Annotated in this window: 16 protein-coding genes; 14 read left to right on the top strand and 2 right to left on the bottom strand. The window is 69.4% G+C overall.

What is annotated here, in order from left to right; translation table 11 throughout:
- The first annotated feature begins 25 nt into the window (after positions 1-25).
- Positions 26-1,219 carry an MFS transporter gene (locus ACYVF7_RS03900; protein WP_460334949.1) on the top strand — a complete coding sequence of 398 codons (1,194 nt, stop codon included), beginning with the start codon at positions 26-28 and terminating at the stop codon, positions 1,217-1,219.
- Between the two features lie 210 nt (positions 1,220-1,429).
- On the opposite strand, the gene ACYVF7_RS03905 is transcribed toward ACYVF7_RS03900, so the two are convergent.
- Positions 1,430-3,223 (bottom strand): chloride channel protein, encoded by a 1,794-nt coding sequence (locus ACYVF7_RS03905; protein ID WP_460334952.1) that lies wholly within the window; start codon positions 3,221-3,223, stop codon positions 1,430-1,432.
- Positions 3,224-3,287: 64 nt separating this feature from the next.
- Between ACYVF7_RS03905 and ACYVF7_RS03910 the strand changes: the two genes are divergently transcribed.
- The 13 genes from ACYVF7_RS03910 to ACYVF7_RS03970 all read left to right on the top strand — a co-directional run bounded on the left by ACYVF7_RS03910 (position 3,288) and on the right by ACYVF7_RS03970 (position 15,921).
- The gene (locus ACYVF7_RS03910; RefSeq protein WP_460334955.1) at positions 3,288-3,809 is read left to right on the top strand and encodes a MarR family winged helix-turn-helix transcriptional regulator; all 522 of its coding nucleotides are present in this window, start codon (positions 3,288-3,290) and stop codon (positions 3,807-3,809) included.
- A gap of 63 nt (positions 3,810-3,872) precedes the next feature.
- Positions 3,873-4,550 carry a hypothetical protein gene (locus tag ACYVF7_RS03915; RefSeq protein WP_460334958.1) on the top strand — a complete coding sequence of 226 codons (678 nt, stop codon included), beginning with the start codon at positions 3,873-3,875 and terminating at the stop codon, positions 4,548-4,550.
- A gap of 148 nt (positions 4,551-4,698) precedes the next feature.
- Entirely contained in the window at positions 4,699-5,394 is a 696-nt protein-coding gene (locus ACYVF7_RS03920) for an SCO family protein (RefSeq protein WP_460334960.1), read from the top strand.
- Positions 5,395-5,441: 47 nt separating this feature from the next.
- Positions 5,442-5,873 carry a copper chaperone PCu(A)C gene (locus ACYVF7_RS03925; protein WP_460357780.1) on the top strand — a complete coding sequence of 144 codons (432 nt, stop codon included), beginning with the start codon at positions 5,442-5,444 and terminating at the stop codon, positions 5,871-5,873.
- Positions 5,874-5,910: 37 nt separating this feature from the next.
- Positions 5,911-7,137, top strand: a complete 1,227-nt coding sequence (locus tag ACYVF7_RS03930; RefSeq protein WP_460334963.1) for a Dyp-type peroxidase — start codon at positions 5,911-5,913, stop codon at positions 7,135-7,137.
- A complete protein-coding gene (locus ACYVF7_RS03935; protein WP_460334966.1) occupies positions 7,134-8,198 on the top strand; it encodes a cytochrome c oxidase assembly protein in 1,065 nt (354 codons plus the stop codon). The genes ACYVF7_RS03930 and ACYVF7_RS03935 overlap by 4 nt, the downstream gene beginning before the upstream one ends.
- Before the next feature lie 191 nt (positions 8,199-8,389).
- A complete protein-coding gene (locus ACYVF7_RS03940; RefSeq protein WP_460334968.1) occupies positions 8,390-9,034 on the top strand; it encodes a TetR/AcrR family transcriptional regulator in 645 nt (214 codons plus the stop codon).
- Complete coding sequence (locus ACYVF7_RS03945) at positions 9,031-9,678, top strand: ABC transporter ATP-binding protein (protein ID WP_460334971.1); 648 nt, start codon at positions 9,031-9,033, stop codon at positions 9,676-9,678. The genes ACYVF7_RS03940 and ACYVF7_RS03945 overlap by 4 nt, the downstream gene beginning before the upstream one ends.
- A complete protein-coding gene (locus tag ACYVF7_RS03950; RefSeq protein WP_460334974.1) occupies positions 9,665-10,486 on the top strand; it encodes a hypothetical protein in 822 nt (273 codons plus the stop codon). The genes ACYVF7_RS03945 and ACYVF7_RS03950 overlap by 14 nt, the downstream gene beginning before the upstream one ends.
- 268 nt (positions 10,487-10,754) lie before the next feature.
- Positions 10,755-13,721: an ATP-binding protein gene (locus ACYVF7_RS03955; protein WP_460357781.1), complete on the top strand. Its 2,967-nt coding sequence runs from the start codon at positions 10,755-10,757 to the stop codon at positions 13,719-13,721.
- Between the two features lie 127 nt (positions 13,722-13,848).
- Positions 13,849-14,499, top strand: coding sequence for a YHS domain protein (locus tag ACYVF7_RS03960; RefSeq protein WP_460334977.1), 651 nt, complete (start codon positions 13,849-13,851; stop codon positions 14,497-14,499).
- A complete protein-coding gene (locus ACYVF7_RS03965) occupies positions 14,496-15,329 on the top strand; it encodes a class I SAM-dependent methyltransferase (protein ID WP_460334980.1) in 834 nt (277 codons plus the stop codon). Before ACYVF7_RS03960 ends, ACYVF7_RS03965 begins: the two co-directional genes overlap by 4 nt.
- A 379-nt stretch (positions 15,330-15,708) precedes the next feature.
- Positions 15,709-15,921, top strand: a complete 213-nt coding sequence (locus tag ACYVF7_RS03970; protein ID WP_460334983.1) for a hypothetical protein — start codon at positions 15,709-15,711, stop codon at positions 15,919-15,921.
- Between the two features lie 311 nt (positions 15,922-16,232).
- On the opposite strand, the gene ACYVF7_RS03975 is transcribed toward ACYVF7_RS03970, so the two are convergent.
- Positions 16,233-16,544, bottom strand: coding sequence for a hypothetical protein (locus ACYVF7_RS03975; RefSeq protein WP_460334986.1), 312 nt, complete (start codon positions 16,542-16,544; stop codon positions 16,233-16,235).
- Between the last annotated feature and the right edge of the window lie 84 nt (positions 16,545-16,628).

A 16,628-nucleotide genomic window follows, 5' to 3' on the forward strand; every position in this document is an offset into this window, starting at 1 on the left:
ATGGCACGTCCCCACACTCGAGCCGGTGCGCTCACTCGTTCTGAAACAGGAAGATTTCCGCTGGTTCTTCGCCGGGCAGGCCATCTCCCTGCTCGGCAGTTCCATGGCCCCGGTCGCGCTGACCTTCGCGGTCCTGGCCGCCAGGACCGGCGATCTCGGTATTGTCCTCGCCACCCGAATGGTGCCGTTGCTGGCCTTCCTGCTGCTGGGCGGTGCCACGGCCGACCGCTTTCCGCGCCGGACAGTGCTACTGGCCGCCAACCTCGGCTCGGCCCTCACCCAAGGCGGTGTCGCCACTCTTCTGCTGACCGGCCACTACGCCCTACTGCCCGTGGCCGCGCTGGAATTCCTCAACGGCGCCCTCGCCGCGTTCACCACACCCGCGCTGCGCGGAGTCGTGCCCCTGCTGGTCGACAAGGCCCAGCTCCGGCAGGCGAACGCGCTGCTGGGTTCGGTCCGCAACGCGACGAAGATCCTCGGGCCGAGCCTGTCGGGCGTACTCGTCGTTGCGGCCGGCAGCGGCCCGGCCCTCGCCTTCGACGCGCTGACGTACGTCCTCGCGGCGGGATGCCTGACCCGCCTTCCCTCCACCGGCGCGATGCCCAAGGCAGGCTCGGCCACGCTACTAGCGGACATCCGTGATGGCTGGACCGAGTTCCGGCGCATCAGGTGGGTGTGGATGGGGACCGCTTCCTTCTGCGTGATCAACCTGGTTCAGACCGGCACCTGGCAGATCCTGGGACCGGCCCTCACCGAACAGCTCAGCGGTGAGGCGACCTGGGGATTCGTGCTCAGTGCCCGCGCTGTCGGACTGCTGGTGGCCAGCACACTGCTGTACCGGCTGACGGTCGTCCACCTGCTGAGGCTGGGCCAGGCGGCGGGCGCACTCGCAGCTCTGCCTCTGGTCGCACTCGGCGCGCGACTGGACACCCCATGGCTGGTCATGGCGGCCTTGATCGCTGGTCTTGGCATCTCCGTCACGGGTATCGCGTGGGAGACCTCGCTGCATGAGCACGTTCCCCGGCGCGTGCTGTCGCGTGTCGCGTCCTACAACGACCTGCTGTCCTACGTCACGATCCCCATCGGTCAGCTCAGCGTCGCTCCCTTCACCCACGCCTTCGGCGGCTTCCGGGTGGCTGCCACCGCCGGCATCGTCTCTGCCGTCGCAGCGGTAGCCCCCCTGACATCCGGCACGGTGCGCCGACTTCGAGCACACTGAGAGACGGCCCACCGGCAACTGCGGAATGCCCCAACCATGTCGCCCACACGCCTCTGGGCCCGGCCTGGCAGGACCAGGAGTGGCATCACGCCTGACCTGAAACCTGCTCGCCGCCGCATCGCCCTGTGTCCGGACGGTGCGGCGGCGCCCAGGTCACCCGCGTGCGCCGGCTGTCGCGGCTGGAGGCGCCTCGGCGCCACGCGACCGTAGTCAGGGGAGATCCGGTTTGGTCGTCGCCGGGTGGAGGGTCGACAGGACGGTCTGGTGGGTGATCCAGCCGACGAGGGTCGCTCTGGTGTCGTCGAGTACGGGCAGCCCCGTTCCCGGCGCCGCGATGAGGACGTGCAGCGCGTCGGCGAGGGGCAGATCGGCGGTGACCGGTGGCGGTAGTTCGGCGAGAGCGTCGATACTGCGCGGTGGCTGGTCGCTGTCGGTGAGGGCTTCGGCGGCCGCGCGTGCGGTGACCGTGCCCCGGTAGGTTCCGTCCGGCCCGGTGACCGGCAGGATCCCGTGGTCGGACAGGGCGAGCCGGTGGGCGGCCTCGGGTAGTGGCGTGTCTTGGGGGAGCGGGTCGGGGACCGGTTCCATGACCTCGCCGACAGGCCGGGCCGCGAGGGGATTCACCGAGCCGTGCTCGTCGAGATCGATGCCGCGTCGGCGGAGCTTGAGGGTGTAGATGGTGTCGCCCGACAGCACCTTGCTGATCAAGGTGGCCACGACGATGGCCAGCATGAGCGGCAGGATGATCGAGTATTCCCCGGTCAGTTCGAACATGATGATCACGGCGGTGATCGGGGCGCGCGCGGCGCCGGCGAACACCGCGCCCATGCCGACCAGGCCGTACGCTCCCGCGGGTCCCGCCAGCCCGGGCACGAGTTGATGGGCGATCAACCCGAAGGCGGTCCCGAACATCGCGCCCATGAACAAGCTGGGTGCGAACACGCCGCCCGAACCGCCGATCCCGATGGTCAGGCTGGTGGCGACGATCTTTCCGGCGAGTAGCAGGAGCAGGAAGCCGACGACGTACCGGCCGCCGATGGCGTTCTCCAGTACCGGGTAGCCGACTCCGTACATTTGCGGCAGGGCCAGGAGGAGCCCGCCCAGCAGAAGTCCGCCGAAGGCCGGGCGTAGCCACTCGGGCCAGCGCCATGCCCAGTCGCAGAGGTCCTCGATCAGGTACAGGATCCGGGTGAAGCCGACCCCCACGGCGCCGGCAGCCAGGCCGAGGAGCGCGTACAGCAGGTACTCGGCCGGGTGGTGTACGTGAAAGGCGGGGAGTTGGAGGAAGGCGGTGTTGCCGAGGGCCGCCCGGCCGACCACCGAAGCGGTGACGCCGGCCAGCACGACCGCGCCGAAGGACTCGGCGGTGAAGTCGCGCAGGATCAGTTCCATCGCGAAGAACACCCCGGCGAGCGGGGCGTTGAAGGTCGCCGCGATGCCGCCCGCTGCACCGCAGGCCACCAGCACCCGCAGCCGGTTCTCGGTGAGTCGCATCACCTGCCCGATGCTCGAGCCGAGCGCGGACCCGATCTGCACGATCGGCCCTTCTCGCCCGACCGAGCCGCCCGAACCGATGCACAGCGCCGACGCCAGGGACTTGACCACCGCGACCTGCGCGGGGATCCGTCCGCCGCGATGGGCGACCGCCAGCATCACCTCCGGCACCCCGTGTCCGCGTGCCTCGCGCGCGAACCGCTGGACCAACGGCCCGTACAACAGGCCGCCGACGACAGGGGCGAGGAGCAGGAACCACCAGCCCAGTGCGGGAACGTGCGGGTTGGCGACGCGTCCGGCCGCCGCGTAGTCGGCGTGTCCGGAGAACAGGCGCGTGAACGTCTGGATCAGCCAGCGGAAGACGATCGCGCCGAGACCCGCGCCCGCCCCTACGACGAGGGCCAGGGCGATCACGCCCCAGGAGGCTTCACGCAGAGCCGTCAGGGCAGCGGCGATCCCCCGTTGCGGGCGGATCGGGCTGTCAGGGGATGACCTGGGGAAAGATCGCATATGGGGCACTATTGCATTATGCAACAGCGAATCGGGTGGTCCGCCGCTCGGGTAGAACGGACGCATGGCGGAACGTGCGATCGAGTCGGTGGCATCTGAAGAGACACCCGAGCAGGACGTCGACGCGGTCACATCCACGGTGCTCACCGCGTCGCGCCTGCTCGTCGCGGTATCGGCGCGGTCGCTGGCGTCGGTCCAGGAACGCGTTACATTGCCGCAGTTCCGGCTGCTGGTGGTGCTCGCCAGGCACGAGGGGACCAAGCTCGTCACGCTCGCCACGCAACTCGCCGTCAACCCTTCGACCGCGATGCGAATGGTGGAACGGCTCATCGCCGCGGGGCTGGTCGATCGGAAGGTGAATCCGGCCAACCGTCGTGAGGTCCTCCTGCGACTGACCGAATCCGGGCGCCAGATCGTCGACGAGGTCACCGCCCGCCGCCGAGCGGAGATCGCCGCCATCGTCGCCGCCATGTCTCCCGAGCAGCGTTCCGCGCTGGTGACCGCACTGCGGGCCTTCACCGCCGCCGGCGGCGAACCCCCGGCGGGAGAACCTTCCCGGGACGCCATCCCGCTCGGCTGGGACTGAGACCACTGCGGCGCAGCCCGGGGAGGGGGACCATCTACTACGGCGTGTAGTTATGGTGAGGTGATGCGTCTTCCACCATGGTTCCGACTGATGCGCGCCGGGGCGTTCGCCGCGGTGTGCGTCGTGCTGTCCGCGGTGGCGCATGCCCTGATGAACCCACGCCCGCTACCGGAGTACGCCGGTTGGGTCGCGTACGCCGCGTTGACCGGTGTCGGGTACTGCCTCGCCGACCGTCGGCGATCGGCGTGGTGGCTCCTGCTCGCGGTGGAGGTCACGCAGGTGGGTCTCCACCTGTGGTTCAGCGCGGTCTCGGCTCCGGCTGCTGCCGGTGCCGGCTGGGACGCGGCGCGGATGCACCATTCCATGCCGGGGATGCGCCAGGTCGCCGCCGGGACCGTGGCCCGGTCCATGTCGCACTCGGGCATGTCCGGGTGGGGGATGCTGGTGGCGCACGCCGTCGCCGGGGCGCTGGTCGCGCTCTGGCTGGCGGCCGGTGAGCGAGCCGCCTGGCGGGCTCTCGCCGCGATGACACGGCTGTTCCTGACTCCGGCCCTACGGGTGTTCGCGCTGCTCCTCGGCGTCGAGATCGTCCAGCGGCCATGGAGGCCGGGTATCGATCGCGGCTTCGGCGACGACCCGGAGCCCCGGATCGGAGCGCTCCGTCACACCCTGATACGTAGAGGCCCGCCCGCGTACGCGTGTTGTGATCGTTTCCTTTTCGCCGCGGCCGCGGCGGGCTGACGCCGTCCTGAAGAGACGTCCCGGAGCGGGACGTCCGCAAAGCCGGTCGGGAGACCCACCGTCCTCGCCCGTGCCCACACGTGGGTGAGCGGCGTGCCGAGTCCGTTGCGCTCCGTGCTTCGAACTCGTATGCCTTGAGGACGCACCCATGCCCTTTTCTCGATCGCCGTTCCGTACCCACCGGGCGTCGCCCCTGTTCGCCGCGTCGCTGATGCTCGCCGCCGTGGCCACGGGGTGCGCCGGATCACCGCACGCCCAGTCGTCATCTCCGGTGCGGATCTCCGCACCGGCCTCCGATCTGCACGCCGCCACACTCGGCACGCCAATCCGTGAGCCCGACCTCACCCTGACGGGGAAGACCGGCCGGCCGGTCGACCTGCGCGAGGCCACCAAGGGCAAATTGACGCTGGTGTACTTCGGCTACACCCACTGCCCGGACGTGTGCCCGACCACGATGGCCGACCTCGCCGGCGCCCTCCGGCTGCTCACCCCGGCGCAGCGGGCCCGTATCGCCGTGGTGTTCATCAGCACGGACCCCTGGCGTGACACCCCGAAGGTCATCAAGTCTTGGCTCAGCTCCTTCGACTCCTCCTTCATTGGACTGACCGGCGACTACGCCAAGATCCAGACGGCCGCCAAGTCGGTGGGGATCGCCCTGGAACGCCCGTCACGGACGAGCGGGGACTACGAGGTCGGTCACGGTGCGGAGGTGCTGCCGTTCGGCACCGACCACCTCGCCCATGTCGTCTACACGGCGGGCGTGTCCTCCCGCGACTTCGCTGCGGACCTGCCGAAGCTGCTGGCTCGCATGCCGGCGGCGACCTCCAAGGGCGGTGGAGCATGACCGCGACCGCGAGATGGCACCGGACGGCCGGTGTCCCGGCCGCCGTGATGGCGGCGGTACTTTTGTCGACGACGGCCGTGAACGCGTGCTCAGCCGGCCCCGGCGGACCGCGGCTTCGTGTGTCCGGTGCGTACGTTCCTCGCCCGGCCTCGCCGGACGTGGCGGCCGCCTATTTCACCGTCGTGAATTCCGGCGATTCGGCGGATGAGCTGACCGGGGTCACGGCCGACGTCTCCGGCCAGGCGATGATGCACCAAAGCGCCGCCGGGACCATGCGGATGATCGAGCGGATCCCCGTCCCGGCGCACGGACGCCTGACCTTCGCGCCCGGCGGGTACCACGTCATGCTCGAACACCCGGTGCGGAGCCTGCGAGCGGGCGACCACGTCCGGCTCACGCTGCGCTTCCGCAGGTCCGCCGCGATGACCGTCGACGCCCCGGTGGAACCGATCGGCTACCGGCCGGAGACCTCAGGATGACCGGCATGGCACTCCGACCCCGCCGGGAGACGGACTCATGACCGCAGAAAGCCCGCGACCCACGGTGACCCGGCGCCGTCTGCTCGCGTTGACCACGCTGGCCGGGACCGCCGCTGCGGCCACCGGCGGGGCCGGAGCAGCCGCCGCGGCGGTGGTGGGGGAGTCCGCCCGGAACAAGGGCGAACGCCGGATCCCGTTCGACGGCGATCACCAGGCCGGGATCCTGGCCCCTTACGCGGCCCACGGCTGGTTCGCCGCCTTCGACGTCGAAACGGGCAGCGGTGCCCCGCAGGTCAGAGACCTGCTGCGGTCGTGGACCGACGCGGCACGGCGGCTGACCGACGGCAGGCCGCCGCCGATCGATGACGCGATGGCGACCGGCTACGGTCCGGCTTCGCTGACCGTCACGGTCGGATTCGGAGCCTCACTGCTCCACCGGCTCGGCGCGCCGGTGCCCGCCGCGCTCGCCCCCATCCCGCCCTTTCCCCGCGACGAGATCGACCAGGGGCGCAGCGGCGGGGACATCGGGGTGCTGTTCACCGCGGACGACGCGATCGTCGTCGCGCATGCCCTGCGGACCTTCACCCGACTGGCCCGGGGGGCCGCGCACGTCCGCTGGCAGATGAGCGGGTTCAGCACGAGCGACGGCGTGGTCACCGGGCGCGACGCCACCCCGCGCAATCTCATGGGCCAGTTCGACGGCACCGGCAACCCCCATCCGGGCGAGCCGGGGTTCGATCGGAGCGTTTTCGTGGGACCCGACGGTGACCCGGCGTGGATGCGCGGCGGCAGTTATCTGGTCTTCCGCCGCATCCGCATGCTGCTGGACGATTGGGACACGCTCTCCCGCCACCGCCAGGAGCAGATCGTCGGGCGGCGCAAGGACACCGGAGCGCCCTTGTCGGGCGGCACCGAGTTCACGCCGGTCGACCTGGACAAGCAGAACCCCGAAGGCAGCCTGGCCATCGGCCCCAGCGCCCACGTACGGCAGGCGTCCGCGCAGTCCAACGACGGCGCCGTCATCTTGCGCAAAGGTTTCTCCTATTACGACGGCCAGACCGCCGATGGGACACCGGACGCGGGGCTGCTGTTCATGGCGTTCCAGTCCGATCCCGCGAACGGATTCGTCCGCATCCAGCAGCGGCTCGCGCTCGCCGACGACCTCAGCCGCTTCATCCGGCACACCTCCAGCGCGCTGTTCGCGGTGCCGCGCGGCTGCGCGCCGGGCCGTTACCTCGGCCAGGACCTCATGGAGGCACTGTGACCCCGCATGACATGCATGACATGCTCGCGCCGCTCACCTGGACTCGGGCGCTGACCACCTGGCACTTCGCACCGATCACCGCCGTCCTCGTGGCCGTCGCGCTGGGCCTGTACATCGCCGCGGTGCTCCGAGCACGCGACGGCGGCGAACGGTGGCCCGTCGCTCGTACGACGGCGTTCTCGGCGGGCCTCGCCGTGATCGTTGTCGCTTTCATGGGCAGCCCCGCGGTGTACGGCGACGGGGGCCTGTTCTGGGTGCACATGATCCAGCACCTCATGCTGATCATGGTCGCGCCGTGGCTGCTGTGCGTCGGCCATCCACTCACCCTGCTGCGCGCCGCGACACACGGCCGCCGCCAGGACCGTGTCGAGGCGATCCGCCGGTCGAAGGGGGCGGCATTCCTCACCTCGCCGATCATCGGACTGACGGTCTACGCCGCGGTGCTGTTCGGCGTGCACCTGTCGTCGTTCATGGACGCCATGATGGGCTCGCCGGCCCTCATGGTCCTCGAGCACGCGCTGTACCTAGCCGGCGGATACCTGTACTTCTCCCAGCTGCTGACCCGTGACTCGCCGCCCCGGGAGCTGTCTTACCCGCTGCGCCTGTTCGCCCTGTTCATGGGGATGTCGGCCGACACCATCGTGGGCATCGTCCTCCTTCAGGCGACCGAGCCGCCGTTCCCGGCCTACGCCCGGATGCATCCCGCGTGGGGGCCGGGCCCGCTCGCCGACATCCACGGCGGCGGCGCCGTCATGTGGATCGGCGGCGACGGCCTGATGTTCGTCATGACGATCGTCGTCATGCTGCGCTGGCTGTTCGACCGATCGCCGGAGGCGGCGAAGGCCGGGAGGTTCTTCGAGTCCGTCCGGCAGGTCGCCCTGGCGGCCACCGGGCAGGAGACCGCTCCCGGCACGGATGACGCGGACCGGGAACGGCTGAGGGCGAGCGCGGACCTCGACGAGGACGACGCGGCGCTCCAGGCGTACAACACCCTCCTGGCCCGCCTCGACTCCCGGGGGCGCGATGCCCATCGGTCGGCGGGCCACCGGTCCGGGGAATGACGCAAAGCCGCCTCTGCCGATCCGGTCGGTCGGAGGCGGCCTCGGGCACCGACCGGCGCGTTTCTTGCCGACCACCGCTGTGGGACGACCACGCGGTCGCACTCATGACCAGCCCACAGTTCCACGTGCCGCGTGACGAGAACCGATCATTGCTCTGGACAATGATTGAACACACGTTTAGCATGCTGAACATGCGTTCAATGCCTGACGATCGGACCGCTCGGGCGATCATCCGCGACGAGGCGTTGCGGTTGTTCGCCGAGCGCGGGGCGGAGGCGGTGACGGTGCGCCAGATCGCCGCTGCCGCCGGAGTGTCGCCTGGTCTGGTCGTTCATCACTTCGGTTCCAAGGAAGGACTGCGCGAGGTGGTCGATCAGCACGTGGTGGAGATGTTCGACGCGATGCTCGGGGAGATGACCCGGCCGGGCGCCGCTGATATCTACGACCCGGCGGCGACCGGGTCGCTGGCGGAGATGATGCTGCGGCACCTGCCGTCCGACTCCCCGCTTCCGGCCTATCTGCGCAGGCTGTTGCTGGACGGAGGCGACGCGGGCGCACGGCTGTTCCGGCGCCTGTTCGACGTCGGCCAGGCGACGCTGGGTGCTCTGGCGGAGGCGGGGATGGCGGCGCCGGGGCGTGATCCGCAGGTGCGCGCCGCGTTCTTGATGGCCAACGACCTCGCCGTTCTGCTCCTGCGCGACCACCTCACCGAGGTCCTCGGCGTGGACCCGCTGTCGGAGGAGGGCGTGGCCCGCTGGGCCCGGGAGATGCTCGCCATCTACGCCACCGGACTGCTCGCCGATCCCGAAGACAACACCGGAGGCCGGACGGTATGACCACCACATCCGATATCGCGCTGGAAGCGCGGGACGTGCACAAGGCCTACGGCAAACATCAGGTCCTGCGCGGTGCCGACCTGACCGTACAGGCCGGGCAACTGATCGCTGTCGTCGGGGAGAACGGTGCCGGCAAGTCGACGCTGCTCAAGGCGCTCGCCGGCACGCTTCCGGTCGACAGCGGCCAGGTGCGGCTCACCGGAGCGCTCGGCTACTGCCCGCAGGATCCCGTGCTCAACGACAACCTCACCGTCGGCCAGCACCTGCGGTACTTCGCCGCCGCGTACCGCCTACCGGATCTGCGGCGGGCCGAGGAACTGCTCGACCGACTCGGCTACCGCCGATACCGCAAGGAAGTCGTCGGTGCGCTGTCCGGCGGCACCCGGCAGAAACTGAACCTCACCCTGGCCCTGCTCCACGATCCCGACGTACTGCTGCTCGACGAGCCCTATCAAGGCTTCGACTGGGAAACCTACCTGCGGTTCTGGGACCTGGTCACCGACCTGCGTACCCGAGGCAAGGCGGTCGTGATCATCACCCACCTGGTCTTCGAACAGGACCGATTCGACACTCTCGCCGACCTCATCGACGGACGCCTCACCCCCCGCTCACCGACCGCGAAGGACGGCCATGTCGACGCCTGATCTTCTGCTCCCGACCGGCTCGAGCGCGCCCCACCCGCCACCGGCGTTCGGGCAGTTCCCCACCGCACTACGGTTCGCCATCCGAAACCAGACCCGCAACCGCCTGGCCGCCCTCCTGCTGGTGGCGTTCGTCCCGGCCTGGTACCTGCTGATGCTCACGATGGCCGGGCACAAGCCCCTGAGCTTCCGGCTGTTCGCCACCGGCCGGGTCATCAACGTCGACGGAGGCCATCTCACACTGCTCAGCGCCGGACTGAACTCCCTCACGATGATCGTCGGATTCGCCGTCTTCGACGCCGTCCGCAAGGCCCTGACGTTCGACCGGCGGCTGGTGTTCGCCGGCTACCGGCAAAGCATCCTGATCGCCGCAAAGACGCTGGCCGTCGCTGTGATCGCTGTAGGCGTCGCGGGCTACACCGCCGCCGTCCTCGTCGCATTCTGGCGCCCCAGTCTGACCGGCTGGCCGGCGATCTTCGCCGGATACGCGGTCATCGCCCTTATCTACGGAGCCTTCGGACTTCTCCTTGGCGTCACGGTCAAAGGCGACCTGGAGGGGTTCTTCGTCATCATCATGGGCGGCCTGACCGACACCTTCCTGCAGAATCCCCTCGGCAACCCGCTCGCCAACAAACCCATCCTGCAATGGTTCCCCTCGTTCGGCCCCATGCAGTTCGCCGTCGGCGGGTCATTCGGCCACACGGCCCTCTGGGGCCATCTGGCGCTGGGACTGACATGGGCGGTCGGCTTCACCGCAGCCGGCCTTGTCATCTTTCGCATCAGGACCCGTACCCGACGGCATACCGGCTGACCTCGAAATCACGGTGGGCCGTCGCGCGGGTTCAAGAACCCGTGCTCCGCTCGCCGGGGTCGTACGCGTGGCCGGCTCACTTTGATACGAGCGCTGCTGATCTTCGGGCCATTTCTCGTGGCAGGGTGTTGGTATGCGGGTGTCGATGCTCGGGCCGTTAGAGGTGGCCGCCGGCCACGAGATGGTGGAGATCGGCGGCGGACGGCTGAGGGCGCTGTTGATCCGGCTCGCGGTGGGCGCCGGGCACCCGGTCACCGTGGACTCCTTGGTGGACGCGCTGTGGCCGGAGATGGCTCCAGTGAATCCGGCGGCGGCGTTGCAGTCGCTGGTGTGGCGGCTGCGACAGGCGCTTCCGAACGGGACGATCGTACGGTCTGGGAGCGGTTGGTATCTGCTCGACCTGCCTCCGGACGCGGTGGACGCCTGTCTGTTCGAGCGGCTGGCCGGCGAAGGCCACCGGGCGCTTCGGGCGGGCGAGACCGAACTGGCACGGCGGCGGCTGGGAGAGGCACTGGCGCTGTGGCGAGGCGAGCCGCTGATCGACGTGGCGGACGCGCCGTACGCGGTGGTGGCCGGTGTCCGGCTGCGAGAGCTGTGGTTGGTCGCGGTCGAGGATCGGGTGGAGGCCGATCTGGCGCAGGAGCCGGCGTCGTCCCTGGTGGCCGAGTTGACCGAGTTGACCGCGGTGTACCCATTGCGCGAGCGGCTGCACGCTCTGTTGATACGGGCGCTGGATGCCGGTGGTCGGCCTGCGGAGGCCTTGGCCGCGTACGAGAGTGTCCGGCGTCGGCTGGCCGACGAACTAGGTTCTGACCCCGGGACGGAGTTGCGGCAGGCGCACCTGGCCGTGTTGCGCGGTGACCGGCCAGAGAAAGGTCGGCCGAAGGGGAACCTGCGCGCGCAGCTGACGAGTTTCATCGGGCGCGCTGAGGAGCTGACACGGATTCACGCGCGGCTGCGAGAAGGCCGTCTGGTGACCCTGGTCGGCCCGGGAGGCGTGGGCAAGACGCGGTTGGCGACCGCGTTCGCGGAGGAGATCACCGATCGTGTTGACGGCGGGGTGTGGCTGGTGGAACTGGCGCCGGTGGCCGCCGCCGGCGACGTCACGCGGGCCGTGCTTGCCGCGTTGGGGCCACGTGAGGTCGGTATGCCGGATGCCTCGGCCGGGTCGCGTGATCCGATGCGCCGTCTGATCGAGGTGCTGGCGCACAGCGAGGCACTGCTTGTGCTGGACAACTGCGAGCATGTGGTCGAGGCCGCTGCGGGCCTGGTCGATGAGCTGCTCGCCCGGTGCCCGCGTCTGCGGGTGTTGGCCACCAGCCGTGAACCCCTCGGTGTCGCCGGCGAGCGGCTGTGCCCGGTGGCGCCGCTGCCGCTGCCGGGGTCGGGTGCCCCGGCGGCGGAGAGTCCGGCCGTGCGGCTGTTCGCCGACCGGGCGGTCGCGGTATGCCCAGACTTTGCGCTCACTGAGGATGTGGCGGTGGAAGTGGCCGGGGTGTGCCGGCGCTTGGACGGGCTTCCGCTGGCGATCGAGCTGGCCGCCGCCCGGTTGCGGGCCATGACGCTCCGGCAGCTCACCGCGCGTCTCGACGACCGCTTCACGGTGTTGACCGCAGGGGCGCGTTCGGCACCGGAGCGGCATCGGACCCTGCGGGCGGTGGTGGCCTGGAGCTGGGATCTGCTGACCGACACGGAGCGTGTGCAGGCGGCCCGGCTGGCGGTCTTCCCGTCCTCGTTCACCGCCGAGGCCGCCGGTGGTGTGGGGGTCGCGTGGGAGACGCTGGACACGCTGGTGGACAAGTCGCTGCTGCACCTGGTGGGCGAGCGGTACCGGATGCTGGCCACGATCCGTGAGTACGGCCTGGAACGGCTCACCGACAGCGGCCTGGCCGACTCGGTGCGCACCGCGCATGCGGCCTGCTTTCTCGAGCTTGCCGAGCGGGCGGCGCCGCACCTGCGCGGCGCCGGCCAGCTGCGCCGGCTCGACATTCTGGCGGCGGAGCAGGGCAACCTGCTCGCCGCCCTGAACTTCGCGGCCGATGTCGGGGATGCCGCCACGGCCAGGAGGTTGGGTGCCGCGCTCGGCCTGTTCTGGGCGATCCGGGACGGCCACGCCGAGGCCGCGGACCGGTTGCACACCGCGCTGACCGTCCGAGGGACGGCCCCGGCGGCGGCGAGCATTCAGGTGGCGGCGCAGTACCTGTTCCACGCGGTGCTCGCCGGGCGCGCACCGGACACGGGCGCGGTCACTTCAGCGACTGAAGCGGTTGCCGAGATCGCGGAGGGCGATGTCGGCGAACCGGCGGCGACGCTGACAGCGGCACTGCTGGCGCTGATCGACAATGACATCCGCGCCGGCATCGCCGCGATCGACCAGCGACAGCCGCCACTGGATCCCTGGCAACGGGGAATGCTCGTCCTTACCCGCGCGATGCTGACCGGCGCCGGTGGTGACATGGCGATGATGCGGCGGGACCTGGCGGCGGCAGCGGCGGCCTTCCGCGACGCTGGGGAACGCTGGGGGATGGCCACTTCGCTGACCTATCTCGGGCTCGCCGAGGGTATGGCCGACGACGTCCACGCGGCCGTCTCGGCGCTGGAGGAATCGATCATGCTGATCCGGGACCTGGGCGGTACCGATCACTTTCAGCGCACCTGGCTGGCCATGCTGCATGCCCAAATCGGACAGCCGGCGACGGCGCGCGCCGAACTGCTGGCGGTCCTCAACGAGGGCGTACCGAGCCTCGTCGCGGTGCAGGCCCGGCTTTTCCTGGCCGATCTGGCTCGGCTCCGCGGTGAGCTGGACGAGGCCGCGACTCACATCGACCTGGCCGGCGAACACGTGGAAGATGGTGGCTTCAACGACGCGTTGCTGCAGTTGAGCCAAGGACGGCTTGCCGTTGCTGATGGCGATCTCCATACCGCCGGGCTCCGCCTGCGGGAGGCGCTCACGCTGGCCTCCTCGATGCCGGACATGCCGATGACGGCGCAGGTCGCAGTGGGCGTGGCGGAACTCGCCCTGCGACGCGGAGCCACCAAGGACGCCGCCTACGTGCTCGGCGCGGCCCATGCGCTGCGCGGTGCCCCGGCCACGGGCAACCCCGACGTTCGCAGGCTGAGCCACGAGCTGCGAACCACACTCGACCCAGACGCATACCAGGCCGCCTACGACCGTGGACGGCGCCTCGGCCGCGACGACGCACTCGCCGCCATCGCCGGCCGACTGGTGCACTGACAGTCTCCCGGCGGTTGGCTGAGACCCGGTTGAGAGTCATCTGACAGACCACCGCGCCAGCGTGTGGCCTCAGCCCGTTCGACGCGCCCGACCAGCGTCGACCCGACCGCGCATGGAGGCTTCGAAGATGATGTTCCTTGAGTTGTTCGTCCCAAGCGGGACGTACAACGCCGCACAGCTGCGACGGCTTGCCGAGCGGCTTACCATGAAGCAGCTGCTGACCCACGTGGACGCCATCCGTGACGTGATCGGCGCCGGTGAGGCGTCCAGCGCCAACCCCGGAGTGCTGGACTTCCTGGAATCGATCAATCATGTCGTCGTACACGAGATCGGCACCTGGATCGTCGATGGGCGTCCGCTGGGTCCGGCCGAGCCACCGCGCTACGTGGCGCGCGTCTACGTGCCCGGCCCCTGGCGCAAGGCGATAAGCGCATTCCTCATAGCGAGCATCACCCGAGCGCTCTCGCAGACCGACCCCGACTCCGAGCGGTGCTACCGCGAGCCGTGCGTCGAGGTGCACGTCATCGGCGTATCGGAGGGCGGGTACGGGGTGTTCGGCCGAGTCGTCGGCGAATCAGCGCTCATCGAGATGATCAGCGACGCTAAAACCGACACCCCGCTCCCGGACGATCCCAATCTGCTCCTCGACCCGGTGTGCGGCATGGTCGCCAGCGACATGGTGGCCACCCTGGAACACGACGGTACGACCTACGGCTTCTGCAGTCCTGGCTGCCGCCGCCACTTCGCCGACAAGCTGACCGAGGACGTGTCCCAGTGACCTCCACCGCCCCGAACGCCGACCAGGCCGAGCAGTGGAACGGCGAGGACGCCGCCCACTGGGTCCACAACGCCGACCGCTACGACACGATGGCAGGCGGATTCACCGAGCGCCTGTTCGCCGCAGCCGCCATCACAGCAGATGACCGGATCCTCGACATCGGCTGCGGCACCGGCCAGACCACCCGTCTGGCCGCCCACCGCGCCGATCGTGGTCACGTGACCGGCATCGACATCTCAAAGCCGATGCTGGACCTCGCACGGAGTCGTGCGGCCGAGGAGAACCTGCCCAATGTGACCTTCGTCCTCGGCGACGCCCAGGTGCACCGGTTCCCCGTCGGGGCGTTCAACGTGGCCATCAGCCGGGCCGGCGTGATGTTCTTCGCCGATCCTGTCGCCGCGTTCGCCAACATCGGCCGCGCGCTCGAACCAGGCGGGCGCCTGGTGTTCGCCTGTCACGGCGCCCTCCAGCACAACCCCGTCTTCGAGGCGTTGCTGGACGCCGGCATCACCCCGAATCTGGCCGCCCAGGCCCCCGGCGTGGCCGCCTTCACCGACCCCGACCAGGTACGCGACATCCTGACCCTGGCAGGCTTCCAAAGCCAGATCGCCATACCGTTCGAGTTCGCCAGCATGATCCACGCGACCGCACCCGACGCCGCCGCATTTCTGCTCAACGGCAACCTGCGCGCCTTCGTCCGGGGCACCGGTGACGAGGCGCTGAGCCGGGCTCACGCCGCCATCGCGACCGCCCTCCGCCCCCTCGCCGACACCGACGGCGTGCGGCTGCCCGCCGCAGGGTGGCTGCACACCGCGATCCGGACCGCCTGACCGGCGCTGTTCGACCGCAATCCGGGAGCCTTGGGCGAGGGATAACGAATCTGCCCGGCCGCCGGGCTCTCATACGAACACTCAGCGTGACAGCGTGAGGCGACCCCGCGGCCGGAGTTCATGGCTGGCTCACAGTTCGAGGTGCCCGTCGGCCGCGCTGAAGGAGCGACGTGCGAGGAACAAACCCTATGAGGTCCACTGAATGACGGGCTATCCAAAAGAATCGCGGAAAAGGGACGATGGCTGACCGAAATGGCACAATGTTGATGTTTAGGTAATCGAAGTACAAGTCGGCCGCGTCGTGCGTGTGATTTATCGGTTTTCCACGTGGCTCCGGTGTTTGTCGGATGCTGGAAACCCGTTCAGTCTGATGGCGCCGTTGTTCGAGCATTACGGCGTGCAGTTGTGGACGCCGGCGGCCGGCGGCCGGATCGACTTTGACGCCGAAGACGACGAGCAACTGATGATCTCGTTGGGCACCCAGTCCAAACGGGAGATCACTCGGACTCGGATTCGGGTGACCACGGCGATGGCCATTCAGGTCCGCGAGCAGGGCCGGTATCTGGGCGCCGGGCGTGGAGGTGGGCCCTGACGAACCGGACAGCCGAGGGTGAACTACCGCCGGGGATGGCAATAGCCCGCGAGTTCGGGCGCAGTGAACGCTGGGGGCGGCTGGTCAAGCAGGCCGGACTCGCCGGACGACTGGACGAAACCGCGGCGTAGGCAAGCGCGTCAGTAACTCGACGGTTGGACCGGTTCAGTGCTGGCGAACATGCCCGCGGCGCCGCCGAGCGTGATGGTGATCCCGTCCACGGGCGGTGCGCCTACGGGCGCAGTGACAGGGGCGACATCCGGCTAAGTAACCGTCGGCTCCCCGATGGTTGGTATTCGGCCCGCCGGCAGTCACTTCACCACGGTCAAGACGATCAGTTCCTGGAGACTGACCTGTCCACCGGGCTTCTCCGACTGGTCGGTTACGACCCAGTGGGAGGGCATCGCCACGAATACGTGCCCTTGCGGGCTCAGCTTGATCCGGTCATCTGCGAACCCGAGCCGTTCCAGGTCATCCTTGGCGACGGCGCCGTTCTTGCCGACCAGGTTCGGCATCGTGACGTTGCCCGTCTTGGCCGGCCGGGCTTTTCCGATGCCCGCACACCCTGCCAGCACCGGCATAGCCGCCAGGATCAATGCCCCCGCGAGGACGCGCCTGTTCATTGGTTCCTCCCCGTTTCTGCCCGGTCGGGTCGATGATCTCATCTCCCCGTGGCGTAACGACTGTAAATGATCGAAGTAACGTAT

It is taken from the genome of Actinoallomurus acanthiterrae (genome assembly GCF_054775715.1).

What these genes read in the sequence shown, in the direction of transcription:
- ACYVF7_RS03905 (WP_460334952.1), bottom strand. Translation starts at nt 3,223, where the DNA reads ATGCGATCTTTCCCCAGGTCATCCCCTGACAGCCCGATCCGCCCGCAA.
- ACYVF7_RS03910 (WP_460334955.1), top strand. Translation starts at nt 3,288, where the DNA reads ATGGCGGAACGTGCGATCGAGTCGGTGGCATCTGAAGAGACACCCGAG.
- ACYVF7_RS03915 (WP_460334958.1), top strand. Translation starts at nt 3,873, where the DNA reads ATGCGTCTTCCACCATGGTTCCGACTGATGCGCGCCGGGGCGTTCGCC.
- ACYVF7_RS03920 (WP_460334960.1), top strand. Translation starts at nt 4,699, where the DNA reads ATGCCCTTTTCTCGATCGCCGTTCCGTACCCACCGGGCGTCGCCCCTG.
- ACYVF7_RS03925 (WP_460357780.1), top strand. Translation starts at nt 5,442, where the DNA reads ATGGCGGCGGTACTTTTGTCGACGACGGCCGTGAACGCGTGCTCAGCC.
- ACYVF7_RS03930 (WP_460334963.1), top strand. Translation starts at nt 5,911, where the DNA reads ATGACCGCAGAAAGCCCGCGACCCACGGTGACCCGGCGCCGTCTGCTC.
- ACYVF7_RS03940 (WP_460334968.1), top strand. Translation starts at nt 8,390, where the DNA reads ATGCGTTCAATGCCTGACGATCGGACCGCTCGGGCGATCATCCGCGAC.
- ACYVF7_RS03945 (WP_460334971.1), top strand. Translation starts at nt 9,031, where the DNA reads ATGACCACCACATCCGATATCGCGCTGGAAGCGCGGGACGTGCACAAG.
- ACYVF7_RS03950 (WP_460334974.1), top strand. Translation starts at nt 9,665, where the DNA reads ATGTCGACGCCTGATCTTCTGCTCCCGACCGGCTCGAGCGCGCCCCAC.
- ACYVF7_RS03960 (WP_460334977.1), top strand. Translation starts at nt 13,849, where the DNA reads ATGATGTTCCTTGAGTTGTTCGTCCCAAGCGGGACGTACAACGCCGCA.
- ACYVF7_RS03975 (WP_460334986.1), bottom strand. Translation starts at nt 16,544, where the DNA reads ATGAACAGGCGCGTCCTCGCGGGGGCATTGATCCTGGCGGCTATGCCG.